The organism is Streptomyces virginiae (genome assembly GCF_041432505.1).
Taxonomy (GTDB): Bacteria; Actinomycetota; Actinomycetes; order Streptomycetales; family Streptomycetaceae; genus Streptomyces; species Streptomyces virginiae_A.
The window spans coordinates 764,347-779,673 of the sequence record NZ_CP107871.1 but is presented as its reverse complement, the minus strand read 5'-3'; the positions used below and the strand labels follow the sequence as shown (position 1 = coordinate 779,673).

Below are 15,327 nucleotides of genomic sequence, written 5' to 3'. Positions count from 1 at the left end.
GGCCTCGCGGGGACACCGCTCCGGATGCGGCGTACGCTCGTCGACGGGGGAGCGTACGTCGTGCACCGACGGGACCGCGGGAGGACCGATGACCGCGCTCGGTGATGTGATCGAGATCGACGAACGGACCCTGCTGGTCCTCGGGCAGGAACTGGACACCGAACACGATCGGCCGGACGTCGCCAACGCCCTCGTACACCGGGCCGGCGACACCCTGGTGCTGGTCGACACCGGCGTCACCACGACCTTCCGGACGGCCCTGCGGGAGGCCGCCGACCGGGTCGGGCCGTGGTCCCGGGTCCTGGTGCTGACCACGCACGGTCACCCCGACCACGTCGGCAACGACGACCTGGCCGACGAGCTGGGCGTGCCCGTCGAGCACTACGTCCCCGCCCCCGACCTCGACCAGATGAGCGACCCGGTGGCGTACTGGGTGCGGACCTTCGAGCGCGTCGCCGGGGCGTTGCCCCTGGCCCCGCCCGCCCTGGCGACCCACTTGATATCGCTCTTCGAGCCCATGCACCCCTTCGGCGCCACCACCCGTACCTACGAGCAACGAGCCCCGGAGCGGATCCGTATCGGCTCGTCGCGATTCACCGGCTGGACCTTCGAGGACGGCGCGGTACGCGTGCTGCGCAGCCAGGGCCACTGCGCCGGGCACGTCATCGTCCACCTCAGGGACCCCGGCGTCCTCCACCTCTCCGACGAGGGCAACGGACCCTGCGGGGCCATGGCCGACGCCGACCAGCTCAAGATCCAGACCGTACTCGGCGCGGTCGCCCTCCTCTTCGAGGAGGGGCAGGCCGCACTCCTCACCGACGGCCACACCTTCGCCCTGCGCCGTGGCGCCGAGGTGGTGCCCTACCTGGACGGGCTGCTGGAACAGGCCACCGCCCTGCAGGAGACGGCGCTCGGGCTGCTCGGCGAGAGCGGACCGGTACGGCCGAGCGAGTTCGGCGCCCGCTACGTCGAAGCCGTCACCGCACTCGGGGGCGGCGGCGCCAACCCGAACGCGATGTTCTTCGCGATGATGGCCGTCAACCAGCTCCGCGAGCTCGGGCTCCGGCCCGAGTCGGCCGACCCGGACGCGCCCTGGTCCCGGCCCCCGCTCCGGAACCCCACGGCGCGGGCTCCGGAGCGGCGGCTCGGTTCCTAGCCGGCGCTGATCGCCGTCACATGCGTGGAGCCGTCCCGCAGGGCGGTGATGCGGACCTGCCCCGCGGGGAAGGGGTCCCTCCCGTTCGGCCCCGGTATCCGCGAGAAGGGCGTCCAAGAGCCGTCCGGCCTCCTGATGGTGTGCCAGACCCGTCCGTCGAGCCCCACCGCGACGACCTGGGCCGAGCCGTCGGGTGTCCCCGCGATGCCGATGGCGCTGGCGCCCATCGTGGCGGTGGTGACGCCCCGCGGGGGCCGGAAGCCGGTCCAGGAACCGTCCGGCCGCCGCACCTGGTGGTACACCATCCCGTCGAGCCCGATCGCGAGGACCTGGGAGGACCCGTCGGGCATCCCGGTGATCGCCAGGGCCGGACCGGAGAACGTCGGCGCCCCGTCGTAGCCGGCCAGACGACCCCAGGCCGTCCACGCACCGTCCCGCCCGCGCACGCAGTGGTACATGGCACCGTCCGTGCCGTAACCGATCAACTGGGCCGAGCCGTCGGGCATGGCGGCGATCGACACCTTCGTCGCGCCCCAACGGCCCTTCGCGGTGAAGCCGGGCAGGGCCCGGAACCCGGGCAGCCCGCCGTCGGCGCGACGCTGCTGGTGGTAGGTGGTGCCGTCCATGGCCGTCGCCACGATCTGGCAGGTGCCGTCGGGGAAGGCGGCGATGTCCGCCTCGCGTACGGTGAATCCGGTCGAGCCGTCCGGCCCCGCGACGCGCTGCCAGGACCGCGGGGCGGCCGAACCTCGTACGGAGGTCAGCCACAGACCGTTGTCGGGCGCGATGCCCAGCACCACGACCGAGCCGTCCGCCATGCCGGCCACGGCGCTCTGCATCCCCGTGAACGAGCCCGCACCCGAGCCCGATCCGGCGGCACCCGGCAGCGGACGCATGCCGCCCCACGACCCGTCGGGCCGGCGCTCGGTGTGGAAGAGCACCCGCCGCTCGACGTCGTACGGGGGCAGTTGCGCGGCGTAGAACCACACCGGATTGGTGATGGCCACCAGTTGGTCCAGGGTGGTGGAGGCGGGCTTGGGCCGGCGCACCTCGGCCCGGGCGAACAAGGAGGCCTTGCCCCAGCCCCGCCAGCGCAGTTGACCCGTGCCGCTGCCGTCGATGCAGGTGGCGGCCATGATGCCCCACTCGGTGCTGAGCGTGGCGATGCTGTCGGGAGCGCCCGTCACGTTCAAGGTCACGTCGACGGCGTCGAAGAACGACAGCGGCAGTTCCTCGCCGGGCCCCGCGACGGCTGCGCCGGCGCGGGCGGTGAAGTCCAAGGTCACGGCGGCGGACTCGACGGCGTACGACCGGCCCAGGCGCAGCGCGTCCAGGACGGCGGGCGTCGACAGGCTGTCGGCGTACACGACGTTGTGGGGGCGGCCGACGGCGTCCGAGGGGCTGTGCGCGTCGCTGTTGCCGACGGCGGCGACCCGCTTGCCGAGGCAGAGCATGACGTGCCAGGCGGCGATGTTGGCCGCGTCGTCCAGCGTCCACGGTCCGTTCCACACCTCCAGCGCGTCCACGCGATCGAGGCCGAACTCCCAGAAGGAACCCGCCGCCGGAGTGAGCGGATGGGCGGCGATCGTGAGTCCGCCCAGACTGTGCACGCGCCGGGCCTGCGCCTCGAACGCCCCCTGGTTCGCGGGGCCGTAGCGCCAGTCCACCCATTCCCCCTGCGGCAGACCGACCGCCAGCCAGTGGCCGTGCCGGGTGGTCACCTCCTCGGCGTTGACGACCAGTAGGTCGGTCGGGACGTTGCCGCGCCATGTCACGCCGGTGGAGCTGGTGTTGTGGTCGGAGGTGGCGATGAAGTGCAGCCCCTCCTGGCGGGCCGCCGCGACGATCTCGTCCACCGTGCGCTGCCCGTCGGAGTGCACGCTGTGCAGGTGCAGGTCACCCCGGTACCAGCCGGGGCCCCGCCCGGCCACCGAGGTCGGCAGGATGTCGTACGGGGCCCGGGGGAGCGGATCTCCGAAGTGGAGGGTGACGTCCACCTGCCAGGCCATACCGCCGGTGCTGCCGACCATCGGCCCCAGGATGACCGACCAGCCGCCGGGGTCCACGGGTCCGGGCACGTAGCCGGGGGTGGCGTCCGCGGCGGAGAGGGTGAACCCGGCGCGTGCGCCGCCCGACCAGCCTCGGAAGCCGGAGGGGCCGAAGGCGCCGAGGTCCAGGATGCCGGCGGCGGCGTCGTGGGTGGTGGCGACGGAGATCCGCCGGACTCCGGCGGGGACGTCGAAGGGGACGTACGCCCACTGGTCGTTGCCGTAGGGGGAGTGGCCTCGGTAGGTGGTGGTCACCGTGTCGGTGCCCTGGCCCCGTGTCGCGGCGTACGCGATCGGGGCGGGAACCAGCGCGGCGACCCCGCCCGCGGCCAGTAGGGCCCCTAGGCGGAGCAGGGACCGGCGCTCGACCCCCGACCCGGCGCCGGGGGCCGGCGCGGGGTCGGGCACATCGCTCGGGAGGTGTTCACTCGACACAGCTGTGCTCTCCGTTCACGTGGGGGTGGCAGGGAAGGCGTGCTGGTGCTGGTGCGAGCGGGAGTACGTGCGAACGGCCGCGCCCGGCCGGCGGCCGGCGGCTAACGGCTGGAGCGCTGGGCCTCGACGATCTGTCGTACCGACCCGTCGACGTCCGTACGGGCCTGGATGCGCTCGGCGAACCCGGGGAACTGCCCGGCGACGGCGCTCAGCAGCCGGAGTTCCAGCGGTGCGACGTTGACCTCGCACCGGTCGCGGCGGACGGCCCGTTCGACGCCGTCGGCGACCTGGCCGGGCGTGACAGTCCGGATGCCCTTCGGCGGGGTGGCACCGGTGGCCGCGAACATCCCGGCGTCGCGGACGAAGCCGGGCTGGACCAGGGACACCCCCACCCCCGTTCCCCGGAGTTCCTGGCGCAGGGCGAGGGCGAATCCGCGCAGCCCGAACTTCGTCGCGTTGTAGAGAGAGGTCGATTTGGTCGCCGCCTTGCCGGAAATGGAGCCGACGAGCACGATGTGCCCGCGGCCGCGGCCCACCATGTGCTCCGCGAGCAACCGGGACAGCAGCACGGGCGCGCGGAGGTTGACGTCGAGGGCGCGGTCGAGCTGGTCCTCGGTGTAGTCCAGAAGGTCGCCGCTGGCCGGCAGGGCGGCGTTCGCGACGAGGATGTCCGCCTCCGCGCAGCTCTCGGCGAGCCGGACGACATCGGACCGTACGGCCAGATCGGCGACCACGGTACGGGCGCCACAGGCGTCGGCGGTGGCCTTGAGGGCCTCCTCCCGCCGCCCGCTGACCGTGAGGCGGGCCCCCTGCGCGGTGAGGCGCGCGGCCAGGGCGGCGCCGATGCCCCCGGTGGCGCCGGTGAGTAGAACGTTCGATCCGGATATGTCCACGAGCACTCCCGTGCGGCTGGCGAAGTCCCTCAACTGTTCGTTCGAACGAACAGTATGGATGGCCTCGCTCCTTGTCCACACTTCCTCGTCCCCAACCACCCGGCCCCACCTGGGCGGTCGAGGGAGTGGATGGGGCAGAATTACGCCATGCCCCATGCTTCCGACACCCGCCAGAGCATCATCGACGCCGTGCTGCGGATCATCGGGCAGGACGGCATCGCCGCCGTCACCAACCGGCGGATCGCCAAGGAGGCGGGAGTCTCCCTCGGTTCCGTCACCTACCACTTCGCCACCCAGCACGAGCTGCTGCGCGAGAGCCTGCTGCACTTCGTGGCCGAGGAGACCCGGCACTTCACGGCGCTCGCCGATGAATGCTCCGACGAGCACTTCGACATCGGGCAGGCGGCGGAGGTCGTGGCACAGGTGGCGGGCGGCAACGCCTTCGACAGCCGCCACATCGCGCCGTTCGAGCTGTACGTCCAAGCCGGCCGCGACGAACGCCTGCGCGCCGCCGCGGCCGAGTGCTTCGCCGCCTACGACCTGCTGGCCACCCGGATCCTGACCCACCTCGGCGTCCCGGACCCCGAACGCCTGGCCGGGGTGGCCGTCGCCCTCGTCTTCGGGCAGCAACTACGCCGCCTGGCCACCGGCGCCCCGGCCGAGGACCTCGTCGACACCCTGCTGATCCTCACGAAGTTCACCCCGCCGCTGACCCCCTGACCGGGGTGTACGGCGCGACGGCCGCCGTCCGACAGATGCGGACGGCGGCCGGAGCCGGGCGCGGTGTGCGCGCTGCGCGCTGTGCGCGGGGACTTCAGTAGGTGTACCCCACGTGCGCGAGGGCCTGCTTGAGCAGCGCCGCGTGCCCACCCGGCATCTCGCCCTGCACGGCGGCCGAGAGTGCTTCCTGCGGGCTGAACCAGACCAGGTCCAGGGCGTCCTGACGCGGCCGGCAGTCACCGGTGACCGGCACGATGTAGGCCAGGGACACCGCGTGCTGGCGAGGGTCGTGGAAGGGGGTGACGCCCGCCGTGGGGAAGTACTCGGCGACGGTGAACGGCTGGAGGGACGTGGGGATGCGGGGCAGCGCCACGGGACCCAGATCCTTCTCCAGGTGGCGGAGCAGCGCGTCACGGATCCGCTCGTGGTGCATGACACGGCCGGACACCAGGGCCCGACTGATCGCCCCGTCCGTGCCGATCCGCAGGAGCAGTCCGATGGTGGTGACTTCGCCGGTGTCGTCCACGCGTACGGGGACGGCCTCGACATACAGGATCGGCATCTGGGCCCGGGCCATCTGCAGCTCGTCGTCGGTCAGCCAGCCGGGCGTAGTTTCGGTCGTGTCAGACATTCCTTGATCCTACTTTCCAGGGTGGGCTCCGGCCCAGATCACGCGTCCGCCCGACCCAGGAAGAGTGGACCCGTGGGCCCGTCCCCGCGACCCGGACCCGCCACATTCTGCCGCGTACGGGGCTGACGTACCGTTTGGGCATGAGCATGCCCCCTCCCCAGCAACCCCCCGGCCCCTACGGGCCCCCGCAGCCCCCGCACCCCCACGGTGGACAGCCGTACGCGGCACAGCCCGGACAGCAGCAGCCGTACCCGGGTCAGCCGTATCCGGGGCAGCCTTACCCACCGCAGCAGTACCCCGGCCAAGGGGCATGGGGGCAGCCTCCGACGGGCATGCCGCCGCGCAGGAACCGGACCGGCATGGTGATCGGCATCGTCGTGGGATCGCTGGTGGTGCTCGGCGTGCTCGGCGCGATCGGAGCCGGTCTGAGCGGATCCGGATTCCCCGAGGCCCGGTACCGGCTCACCGTTCCCAAGACCCTGGTGGACGGCAAGTACCAGCTGGTCCAGGACCATTCGGACACCGAGGGCAAGAAGGCCCTGCAGGGCACCTACGACTCGAAGATCCGCGATCCGAAGCCGGCTGTCGGCCAGTACGCCTTCGAGTCCCCCAAGGAGTCGGGTGCCCTGGTCGTCTCGGGGATGTACGGCCGGTTCAAGGACCCCGCGGCGGCCCGCAGGAAGATGCTGAGCGGCGCCGCGGACTCCGAGGGCTCGTCCTTGGGCGCCCCCGTGCGGGACATCACGCCCACCGGATCCGACGTCACCCTGTCCTGCCAGGTGCTGACGGTGCGGCAGGGCGGGGTCGAGAGCTCCCTGCCGATGTGCGCCTGGGCCGACGAGAACACCGGTGCCTCGGTCGCGATCGTGGGCCAGGAGACCGCGTTGCAGAAGCCCGGTTCCGTCGACCTCGTCAAGACCGCCGAGACGACCTTGAAGGTGCGCGCCGAGATGCGGCAGCCGATCGGCTGATCCGGAGCGGGCGCCGAGGTACGCCGGAGGTGCGCGCCAGAGGTGGCGGCTCTAAACCGCCGCGAAGTTATGCCCAAAAGGTGACTTTCTGGAGCCCGAAGCGGTCGGATAGCAATGACGCGGTGCCTGGAGCGGCCTGCCGACCGTCGGCAGCGATCCCAGCGCGCCGAGGAAGGAACGTCCCGTGATCCGCATCCGTCACGCCGCCGCTCTGGCCACCATGGCCGTCACCGCCCTCGCCATCGCGGTGAGCCCCGCCTCCGCGGCACCCGGCGACACGCTCACCATGTGCTCCAGCACGCTCACCCCGGACGGCTGGGTGGACGCCCAGTGGTGGAACAGCGGCGGTTGCGGCTCCGGCTTCACGCCCAACACCAAGCAGATCAAGGACCTGAGAGGCTACCCGGTCGGCACCCAGGTCAACGCCTGCGCGTCCACGTGGCCGCCCGCCGGCTGGACGATCACCAACACCTACTACTCGAGTGGCTGTCGCTACTCCGCCGTGCCCAGCTTCAACCCCAACACCTGGACCCTGAAGCGCACCTCCTGACCTCGTTCGGGCGGCGTGGTCGGTCGGATCGAGCGGTCGAGCGGGTGGCCCGTACGGCGTGTCCCGCGCCGCGCGGCCGCCCCGGCCCGACCCCGCTGCCTACCGCGACCCCATGAGCGCACCTTCAGCACTGCCGTCGGCCGGGTACGGGATCCGGTTCGCCCGGCCCGCCGAGTCCGGGGCGGTGGCCGCGCTCCTCGCCCGCGCCTTCGCCGACGACCCGGTCATGGCATGGATGATTCCCGCCACCGACCGGGAACGCGGGATCGCCCGCTACTTCCGGCTGGCCCAGCGGCAGCAGCGGCCGCGCGCCGGCGCCGTCCGGGTCGCCGCGACGGCGGACGGGCGGTTGCTGGGGGCCGCGCTGTGGTCGGGACCCGGGGCCTGGAAGCCCTCCGCGGCAGCGGAGTTGGCGGCGCTGCCGCGGTACGCGGGCGTCTTCGGCCTCCGCGGCCTGCAGCGGGCCGGGGAGGTCCAGAACGCCATGCACGAGGTCCATCCGCTGACGCCGCACTGGTACCTGCCGTCCGTGGGGACGGACCAAGGGCTCCAGGGGATGGGCGTCGGTTCGGCGCTGCTCGGCCAGCAGCTGGCGGACTGCGACCGGCTCGGGCAGCCTGCGTACCTGGAGTCCAGCAACGTCACCAACATCCCGTTCTACGAGAAGTTGGGCTTCCGGATCACCGGAGAGATCCGGCTCCCGGAGGGCGGGCCGACCCTCTGGCCGATGTGGCGCGACCCTGATCCGGCCGGCGGACGCGCGAGGCGCCAGGGCGCGTCCCGCGGATCGTCCGAGCGCGGGCCGACGCGGTGATGTGACCGACGCGGCCCGCGCGTTCGCGGTCCGTGCGTCGCGGCCGCCCGCACGGATCGGGCCGTTGCCGTCACATGCCATCAATTCCCACGCCCGTCACGGTTGTTGACGAAACGATCACGCTTGCGCTTCGGATAAGTGTTCTGGAACCCTCCGCTTGACTCACCCGTCACACGAGCAACGGAGGCAACCCCCGCATGCCCTCAAGCCGAATACGCCGTGCGTGGCCCGCGGCCGCCACCGCCGTCACGGCAGCGCTCGCGCTCACCGGTCTCGCGGCCCCGGCGCAGGCACAGGACCCCGCGTCGGACGCACCCGGGACCTGGATCCAGCAGCCCCGCACGGCCGAGGGCACCCCCGCGCCGCTCGGCGCCGATGCCTGGGCCGGACCCGGCGGCGCGGCCTCGCCCGCCGACTTCACCCTGCAGCCCGGCGAGATGAACGCCGAGACCACCCGGCGGGTCACCCGCCTGGCCTCGGTGCTGCCCGACTCGGGCGGCGTACAGAAGCTGTTGGCCGGGGCGAACCGCACCGTCGATCCGTGGTGTTCCCGCGACCCGTTCGGCACGGCCCCCGACCCCGACATCAAGTACTGCCTGCAGAAGGACGACTCCATCTCCCAGGAGTGGGTCCCGCAGGGCATCACCGGCGTCTCCGACGCCAAGGACAACGAGCTGTGGGGCGCCGCCGGGAACATCCAGCTCTTCGCCTCCTACGACGGCTGGGACCCGGGCCGGGAGAACGATCCCGACCCGTCGGCCGGCGACTGCACCGCCGCCGAGCTGGAGGCCGACGACGCCTGCAACCAGAAGGGCGTCCGGATCACCTTCGTGCAGAGCAGGACCAACCCGGCGACCGGTAGCCCCGAGATCAAGTACCGGCACGTCCTGCTGGGCTGGACCTACGTGAACTCCGCCGACCACGTCTCCTTCGACGGGTTGCACGCGGGCGAGTACCCGATCCAGAAGGGCGTCCACGCCGGCGGGATCGTCTGGTACGGCAACTACCTCTACGTCGCGGACACCCGCAACGGCCTGCGCGTCTTCGACATGCGGCACATCCTGGACCTGGACCCGGACGGCGACCCCAGCACGCACGACGAGATCGGCACCGACACCGACGGGGTGAGGACCACCTCGAACGTCGAGGTCAAGACGAAGGTCGGGCGCCACGACAACGTCTGGTACAGCTTCGGCTACCGCTACGTCATGCCGCAGGTCGCGGCGTGGAAGTTCAAGGCGCCGCAGAGCAACCCCAAGGGCTCCTACGCCTGTGTCTCCACCGGCGCGCCCAAGAGCTCCTACATCTCCCTGGACCGCAGCACCGGCCCGGACCGCCTGATCATGGGTGAGTACTGCCGTCCCGAGAGCGGCTACCCGTCCACCGGCCGCATCGCCTCCTACCCGGTCGCGGCCCTGGAGGGGCGCTCCGCCGACGTCACCGCTCAAGGCTGGGCGAACTACCTGCCGCTCGCGAACGGCGGCGCCCAGGGCGCGGCGGCGTACGACGACACGCTGTACGTGAACGAGTCCAAGGGCACGGACGAGCCCGGCAACCTGTGGCGCTACAAGTGGAGCGACGGCCGGTTGGTCCAGGACGGCCCGGCCGTCAAGACGGCCCGGGGAGCCGAGGACCTCTACATCGAACGGGGCACCGGGCGCCTCTGGTCCCTCTCGGAGCACCGGCCGGGGTCCGCGAACGACTGCACGGCGACCAAGGACCCGGCGGACCCGGACGGAACGGACTACTGCCAGCGCGTGCTCTACGCGCACAAGCTGAGCGCGCTCGGCGGCTAGGGCCTGTCTTTCGAATCCTGCCGGCCGGGCTCGACCGGCACGGCGGGATCCGAAAGAAGCGCCCTAACGGATGCCGGAGCGTACGCGGACCTCGCGGACCTTGGGGACCGCGGTGGTCCTTGCGGCCGCGCGGACCTCGACCTCCCGGACCTCAGGAACCACAGGCACCTCAGGCGCAACGGGTACCTCGGTCACCGGGTCCGGAACCGCCCCGGGGCGGTCCTGCTCGAAGGTCCGGAGCAGGTCCGCCGCCACGCTCACCGCGATCGTGGCCGGCTCCTTGCCGGTGATCTCGGTCATCCCGATCGGAGTCTTGATCCGATCGATGGTGGCGGCGTCGTGACCGCCCTCGGTGGCCAGGCGCTTGCGGAACCGCACCCACTTGGCGGCCGAGCCGATCAATCCGATCGAGCCGAGACCAGGAGTGCGCAAGGCGGCGTCGCACAGCGCGGCGTCCTCGGCGTGATCATGGGTCATGATCAGGACGTGGGCGCCGGGCGGCAGCTCCGCGAGCACCTCCTCCGGAAGCAGCGGTGTGTGGTGCACATGGATCTGCGCCACCGCGTCAGAGAGCACACTCAGCCGTTCGTCGGTGAGCATGTCGGACCGGGTGTCGATCAGGTGCAGATCGAGGTTGTGGCGGGCCAGGATGCGGGCCAGCTCCAGTCCGACGTGCCCGACGCCGAAGACGGCCACCGCCTGGACCACCGGCAGCGGTTCGAGGAGCAGGCTGACGGCACCGCCGCAGCACTGCACACCGTGGGGTCCGACGACCTTGTCGTTGAGGGCGAACTCCATCAGTTCCGGCTCCGGATCGGGCTCGACGTTGAGCTGGCGGGCCCGATCGATGGCGACGGCCTCGATGTTGCCGCCGCCGATCGAACCCCAGGTCTCGGTCTGTCCCACGACGAGCTTGGCACCGGCCCCACGGGGCGCATGGCCGCGCACGGTCGCGACGGTCACGAGCACGCCGGGCTCCCGGCGTGCTCGCAACCGCGTGACCGCGGCGATCCAGGTCATGTCAGGCATTACTCAAAGCGCTTGTGTCGGTACGGATCTCGCTGTCGTCCGGAGCCTGGCCGTCGCCGCTCCGCACGTCCGCCTTCTCGCGGACCGACTCGATCGCCCAGAAGACCGCCTCCGGCGTCGCGGGAGCGGCGAGTTCCACGCTGACCCCGGCGGGACCGAACGACGCGGCCGCCTGGCGCAGCGCCTCGCGCACGCAGAACGCCAGCATCAGCGGAGGCTCGCCGACCGCCTTGGACCCGTACACCGCGCCCTCTTCGGTGGCGTTCTCCATCAGCGTGACGTTGAACTCCTCGGGCATCTCCGAGAAGCTCGGCAGCTTGTAGGTGCTCGCGGCCTGGGTCAGCAGCCGGCCGCGGTTCGGCCCGTCACTGGTGTCCCAGCGCATGTCCTCGAGCGTCAGCCAGCCCGCGCCCTGCACGAAACCGCCCTCGACCTGACCGATGTCGATCATCGGGGACAGGCTGTCGCCGACGTCGTGCACGATGTCCACCCGGCGGATGCGGTAGGCGCCGGTGAAACCGTCGACCTCCACCTCGGCCGCGGCGGCGCCGTAGGAGAAGTACTTGAACGGGGAGCCCCGGAAGCTCTTCGCGTCCCAGTGCAGCCCCTCGGTCCGGTAGTAACCGGACGCCGACAGCTGAACACGCTGGAAGTACGCGGTGTGCACCAGGTCGTCCCAGGCCAGCTCCTTGTCGCTGCCCAGGGTGCGGGCGACACCGTCGACGATGCGCACGTCCGAGGCGTTGGAACCCAGCTGGCTCGCGGCCACCTGCAGCAGCCGCGTGCGCAGCTGCTCACAGGCGTTCTTCACCGCGCCACCGTTGAGGTCGGCACCGGAACTGGCGGCGGTGGCGGAGGTGTTGGGCACCTTGTCGGTCCGCGTGGGCGCCAGTCGCACCTTGTGCAGCGGGATGCCCAGCGTGGTCGCGGCCACCTGCAGCATCTTGGTGTGCAGGCCCTGGCCCATCTCGGTGCCACCGTGGTTGATCAGGACGGAGCCGTCCTTGTAGATCAGCACCAGCGCGCCGGCCTGGTTGAAGGCCGTGAGGTTGAACGAGATGCCGAACTTGATGCCGGTGATCGCGAGCGCCCGCTTGGTGTGCGGGTGCGCGGCGTTGAAGGCGGCGATCTCGCGCTTGCGGTCGGCGATCCCGCCGTCGTTCTCGACCTGCTGCCAGACCGCGGCGATCCGTTCCGCCTGCGGGACCGGCTGGCCGTACGGCGTCGCCTGACCGAGACCCGGCTGGTAGAAGTTGCGCTTGCGCAGCTCCATCGGGTCCAGGCCGAGCAGCGGCGCGACCCGGCCGAGGATGTCCTCGATCACCAGCATGCCCTGCGGACCGCCGAAGCCGCGGAAGGCGGTGTTGGAGACCTTGTTGGTCTGGGCGATGCGACCGGCGACCCGCGCGTTGGGGATCCAGTACGTGTTGTCGATGTGGCACAGCGCACGGGCCGTCACAGGCTCGGACAGGTCCAGGCTCCAGCCGCCGTCCGAGGTGAGCGTGGCATCCAGCGCCTGGATCCGTCCGTCGGCGTCGAAGCCGATCTTCCAGTCGGCGTGGAAGCCGTGCCGCTTGCCGGACATCGTGAGGTCCTGGGTGCGGTTGAGCCGCACCCGGACCGGCCGGCCGGTCAGCTTGGCACCGAGCGCGGCGATGGCCGCGAAGCCGTGCGGCTGCATCTCCTTGCCGCCGAAGCCGCCGCCCATCCGCAGGCACTGCACGGTCACCTCGTGACTGTGCAGACCGAGGACGTGCGCGACGATCTCCTGGGTCTCCGAGGGGTGCTGGGTGCTGCTCTGGATGAACACCTGCTCGGCCTCGTCGATGTAGGCCAGCGCGGCGTGCGTCTCCAGGTAGAAGTGCTCCTGGTCGGAGAACTGGAACTCGCCGCTGAACACGTGTGTGGAGTCGGCGAAGCCGGCGTCGATGTCGCCGGTCACCATCAGGGGCCGGGCGCCGTGGAAGCTCTCGGCCGCGATCGCTTCCTTCAGCGTGATGACGGAGGGCAGTTCGTCGAGTTCCACCTCGACGGCCGCCGCACCGAGCCGAGCCGCCTCCAGGGTCTCACCGAGCACCCAGGCGACCGCGTGGCCGTGGAACATGACCTCGTCGGGGAAGAGCGGCTCGTCGTGCTTCATGCCGGCGTCGTTGACACCGGGCACGTCGGCGACGGTCAGTACGCGGACCACACCGGGCACGGCGAGCGCGGGCTCGGTGCGCAGCGCGGTGATCCGGCCCCGGGTCTTCATGACCTGGACGGGGTAGGCGTGCAGCGTGTCCTTGGTGCGGTACACCAGGTCATCGGTGTAGAGCGCGGCGCCGGTGACGTGCAGTACGGCACTTTCGTGCGGCATGGAGACGCCGACTACCGGCTTCTCGGGACGCTCGGACAAATGGCTCATGAAGACACCGCCTCGGTGGTTTGCGCGTGCAGCTTCAACAGGCTCTGGCCGAGCATCGCGGAACGGTAGACGGAGCTGGCACGGTGATCGCTCATCGGCGTGCCCTCACCGCGCAGCACCCGGGCCGCGGCCTCGACCGTCTCCGCCGACCACGGCTTGCCCTCCAGGGCGGCCTCGGTGGCGAGGGCACGGATCGGGGTGGCGGCCACGCCGCCCAGACCGATGCGTGCCTTGCGGACGATTCCGCCCTCGATGTCGAGCGCGAATCCGATCGCCACGCTGGAGATGTCGTCGAAGCGTCGCTTGGCGATCTTGTGGAAGGCCGTGACCGGCGACAGCGGAAGCGGGATGCGCACCGCGCGGATCAGTTCATCGGGGCGGCGCACGCTCTGCCGGTAGCCGGTGAAGTACTCCGCGAGCGGGACGACGCGCTCACCGTCGGCGTCGGCGAGCACCAGCGACGCCTCCAGGGCGAGCAGCACCGGCGGGCTGTCACCGATGGGGGAGCCGGTACCCAGATTGCCGCCGAGGGTGCCGCTGTTGCGGATGAGTCGGGAGGCGAACTGCGGGAACAGCTCGGCCAGCAGCGGGACATCACCGTCGAGCCGGCGCTCGATCTCGGTGAGCGTGACCGCCGCCCCGATCTCGATGTGGTCGGATTCGACGCGCAGCTCCCGGAGTTCGGGCAGCCGGTCGATGGCGACCACGCACTCCGCCCTGCGGGAGCGGATGTTCACCTCGACGCCGTAGTCGGTGGAGCCGGCGACCACGACCGCGTCGGGCCGCTCGCGCAGCAGCTGCAGCGTTTCGGCCAGGGTGTCCTTCCGCAGGAACGTGGCGCCGTCCTGCGTGTACTCGGTGGCGACCGGCGCGGGCGGGTCCTGCTCGCGACGCTGCGCCAGCGGGTCGTCCTCGGTGGGCTCACCGACCGCGAAGGCGGCGTCGCGGATCGGGCGGTAGCCGGTGCAACGGCACAGGTTGCCGCTCAGCGAGTGCAGATCGAAGCCGTTCGGACCGTGCTCGGCGTCGTGGGCGTCGCCGCTGTCGGCGGACTCGCCGTGTGCGCAGCGGTCGGGCCGGTAGTACTCGGAGGCCATGCTGCAGATGAACCCGGGGGTGCAGTAACCGCATTGGGAACCGCCGCGGACCGCCATCTCCTCCTGTACCGGGTGCAGCGTGGGCCGCGTACCCGGTTCGCCGACCGTGGCGAGACCTTCGGAGGTGATGATCTCCTGGCCGTCCAGTGCCGCGGCCGGCACCAGACATGCGTTGACGGCCACCCAGTCGGTGGGCTTGTTCACGCCAGGACGGGCCACCAGGACCGAGCAGGCGCCGCACTCACCCTCGGCGCAGCCCTCCTTGGTACCGGTCAGGCCACGCTCGCGCAGGAGATCGAGCACAGTGGTGTGGGGTGCAGCCGGGGAAAGGGGTGTCTCTTTCCCGTTGACGGTGATCCGCGCCGCTACCATGGCACATCCTCATTTCCGCGCATGGTCGAGCTGATTATGCTAGTAGCCATTTCAGGGGCTTTCTATTTCGCTGGCGCAGCCCGGGGAGAATCCGGAGCGCGACTCGGCACGCGACGACGTGCCGCAGGCGGTGTGAGAAATCGAAAGATGCCGGGGCCACAGAAGGGCACGCCGGAAAAGAAGGCTGTTCAGCAGCCGTGTGCTACGAGACCCGGAGTCCAGGCGACCTGATGCGCGGGGCGGTGCAGTTCGGAGATGATCGACATCCGACTTCGCCTCCTTCATCAGTTCACGGGCCGGTCGGCTCGAAGTTACGTTGCCGCAGGTCCATCGGTCAAGCCGCCGTGCGCAGACCATTCGGGTCCGCCGAAATCCGTTCCGCCGGCGGACCCGCCCCGACGCCCGGTTCGA

The 15,327-nt window shown here is 71.2% G+C and carries 11 protein-coding genes and 1 pseudogene; 6 read left to right on the top strand and 6 right to left on the bottom strand.

Annotation, left to right across the window (positions count from 1 at the left end; all coding sequences use genetic code 11):
* Window positions 1-88: 88 nt before the first annotated feature.
* On the top strand, window positions 89-1,156 hold the full coding sequence (locus tag OG624_RS03725; RefSeq protein ID WP_033221345.1) for an MBL fold metallo-hydrolase: 1,068 nt from the start codon (window positions 89-91) through the stop codon (window positions 1,154-1,156).
* Here OG624_RS03725 and OG624_RS03720 read toward each other — a convergent pair.
* Both OG624_RS03720 and OG624_RS03715 read right to left on the bottom strand, forming a co-directional pair.
* The gene (locus OG624_RS03720) at window positions 1,153-3,639 is read right to left on the bottom strand and encodes a CehA/McbA family metallohydrolase (protein WP_051763344.1); all 2,487 of its coding nucleotides are present in this window, start codon (window positions 3,637-3,639) and stop codon (window positions 1,153-1,155) included. The two genes, OG624_RS03725 and OG624_RS03720, sit on opposite strands and share 4 nt — an antisense overlap.
* A gap of 101 nt (window positions 3,640-3,740) precedes the next feature.
* Window positions 3,741-4,532 carry an SDR family NAD(P)-dependent oxidoreductase gene (locus OG624_RS03715; protein ID WP_033221456.1) on the bottom strand — a complete coding sequence of 264 codons (792 nt, stop codon included), beginning with the start codon at window positions 4,530-4,532 and terminating at the stop codon, window positions 3,741-3,743.
* Between the two features lie 147 nt (window positions 4,533-4,679).
* Between OG624_RS03715 and OG624_RS03710 the strand changes: the two genes are divergently transcribed.
* Window positions 4,680-5,252, top strand: a complete 573-nt coding sequence (locus OG624_RS03710) for a TetR/AcrR family transcriptional regulator (protein ID WP_033221455.1) — start codon at window positions 4,680-4,682, stop codon at window positions 5,250-5,252.
* A gap of 94 nt (window positions 5,253-5,346) precedes the next feature.
* Here the strand turns inward: OG624_RS03710 and OG624_RS03705 are convergent, their stop codons facing one another.
* Window positions 5,347-5,883, bottom strand: a complete 537-nt coding sequence (locus OG624_RS03705) for an NUDIX hydrolase family protein (RefSeq protein WP_030728338.1) — start codon at window positions 5,881-5,883, stop codon at window positions 5,347-5,349.
* A gap of 359 nt (window positions 5,884-6,242) precedes the next feature.
* Here OG624_RS03705 and OG624_RS03700 point away from each other — a divergent pair, with 359 nt between their 5' ends.
* The 4 genes from OG624_RS03700 to OG624_RS03685 all read left to right on the top strand — a co-directional run bounded on the left by OG624_RS03700 (window position 6,243) and on the right by OG624_RS03685 (window position 10,014).
* Entirely contained in the window at window positions 6,243-6,854 is a 612-nt protein-coding gene (locus tag OG624_RS03700) for a hypothetical protein (RefSeq protein ID WP_371587172.1), read from the top strand.
* A 184-nt stretch (window positions 6,855-7,038) separates the two neighbouring features.
* Window positions 7,039-7,404 carry a hypothetical protein gene (locus OG624_RS03695; RefSeq protein WP_202186032.1) on the top strand — a complete coding sequence of 122 codons (366 nt, stop codon included), beginning with the start codon at window positions 7,039-7,041 and terminating at the stop codon, window positions 7,402-7,404.
* A gap of 112 nt (window positions 7,405-7,516) precedes the next feature.
* Window positions 7,517-8,218 carry a GNAT family N-acetyltransferase gene (locus OG624_RS03690; protein ID WP_063734124.1) on the top strand — a complete coding sequence of 234 codons (702 nt, stop codon included), beginning with the start codon at window positions 7,517-7,519 and terminating at the stop codon, window positions 8,216-8,218.
* Window positions 8,219-8,415: 197 nt separating this feature from the next.
* Entirely contained in the window at window positions 8,416-10,014 is a 1,599-nt protein-coding gene (locus tag OG624_RS03685) for a hypothetical protein (protein ID WP_033221341.1), read from the top strand.
* Between the two features lie 219 nt (window positions 10,015-10,233).
* On the opposite strand, the pseudogene xdhC reads toward OG624_RS03685, so the two are convergent.
* The 3 genes and pseudogenes from xdhC to OG624_RS03670 form a co-directional block, all read right to left on the bottom strand.
* Window positions 10,234-11,034: pseudogene (gene xdhC / locus OG624_RS03680) on the bottom strand (xanthine dehydrogenase accessory protein XdhC); the annotation flags it as partial.
* A 1-nt stretch (window position 11,035) separates the two neighbouring features.
* On the bottom strand, window positions 11,036-13,447 hold the full coding sequence (gene xdhB, locus OG624_RS03675) for a xanthine dehydrogenase molybdopterin binding subunit (protein ID WP_033221339.1): 2,412 nt from the start codon (window positions 13,445-13,447) through the stop codon (window positions 11,036-11,038).
* On the bottom strand, window positions 13,444-14,916 hold the full coding sequence (locus tag OG624_RS03670; protein WP_033221336.1) for a xanthine dehydrogenase small subunit: 1,473 nt from the start codon (window positions 14,914-14,916) through the stop codon (window positions 13,444-13,446). Before OG624_RS03670 ends, xdhB begins: the two co-directional genes overlap by 4 nt.
* Window positions 14,917-15,327: the final 411 nt, after the last annotated feature.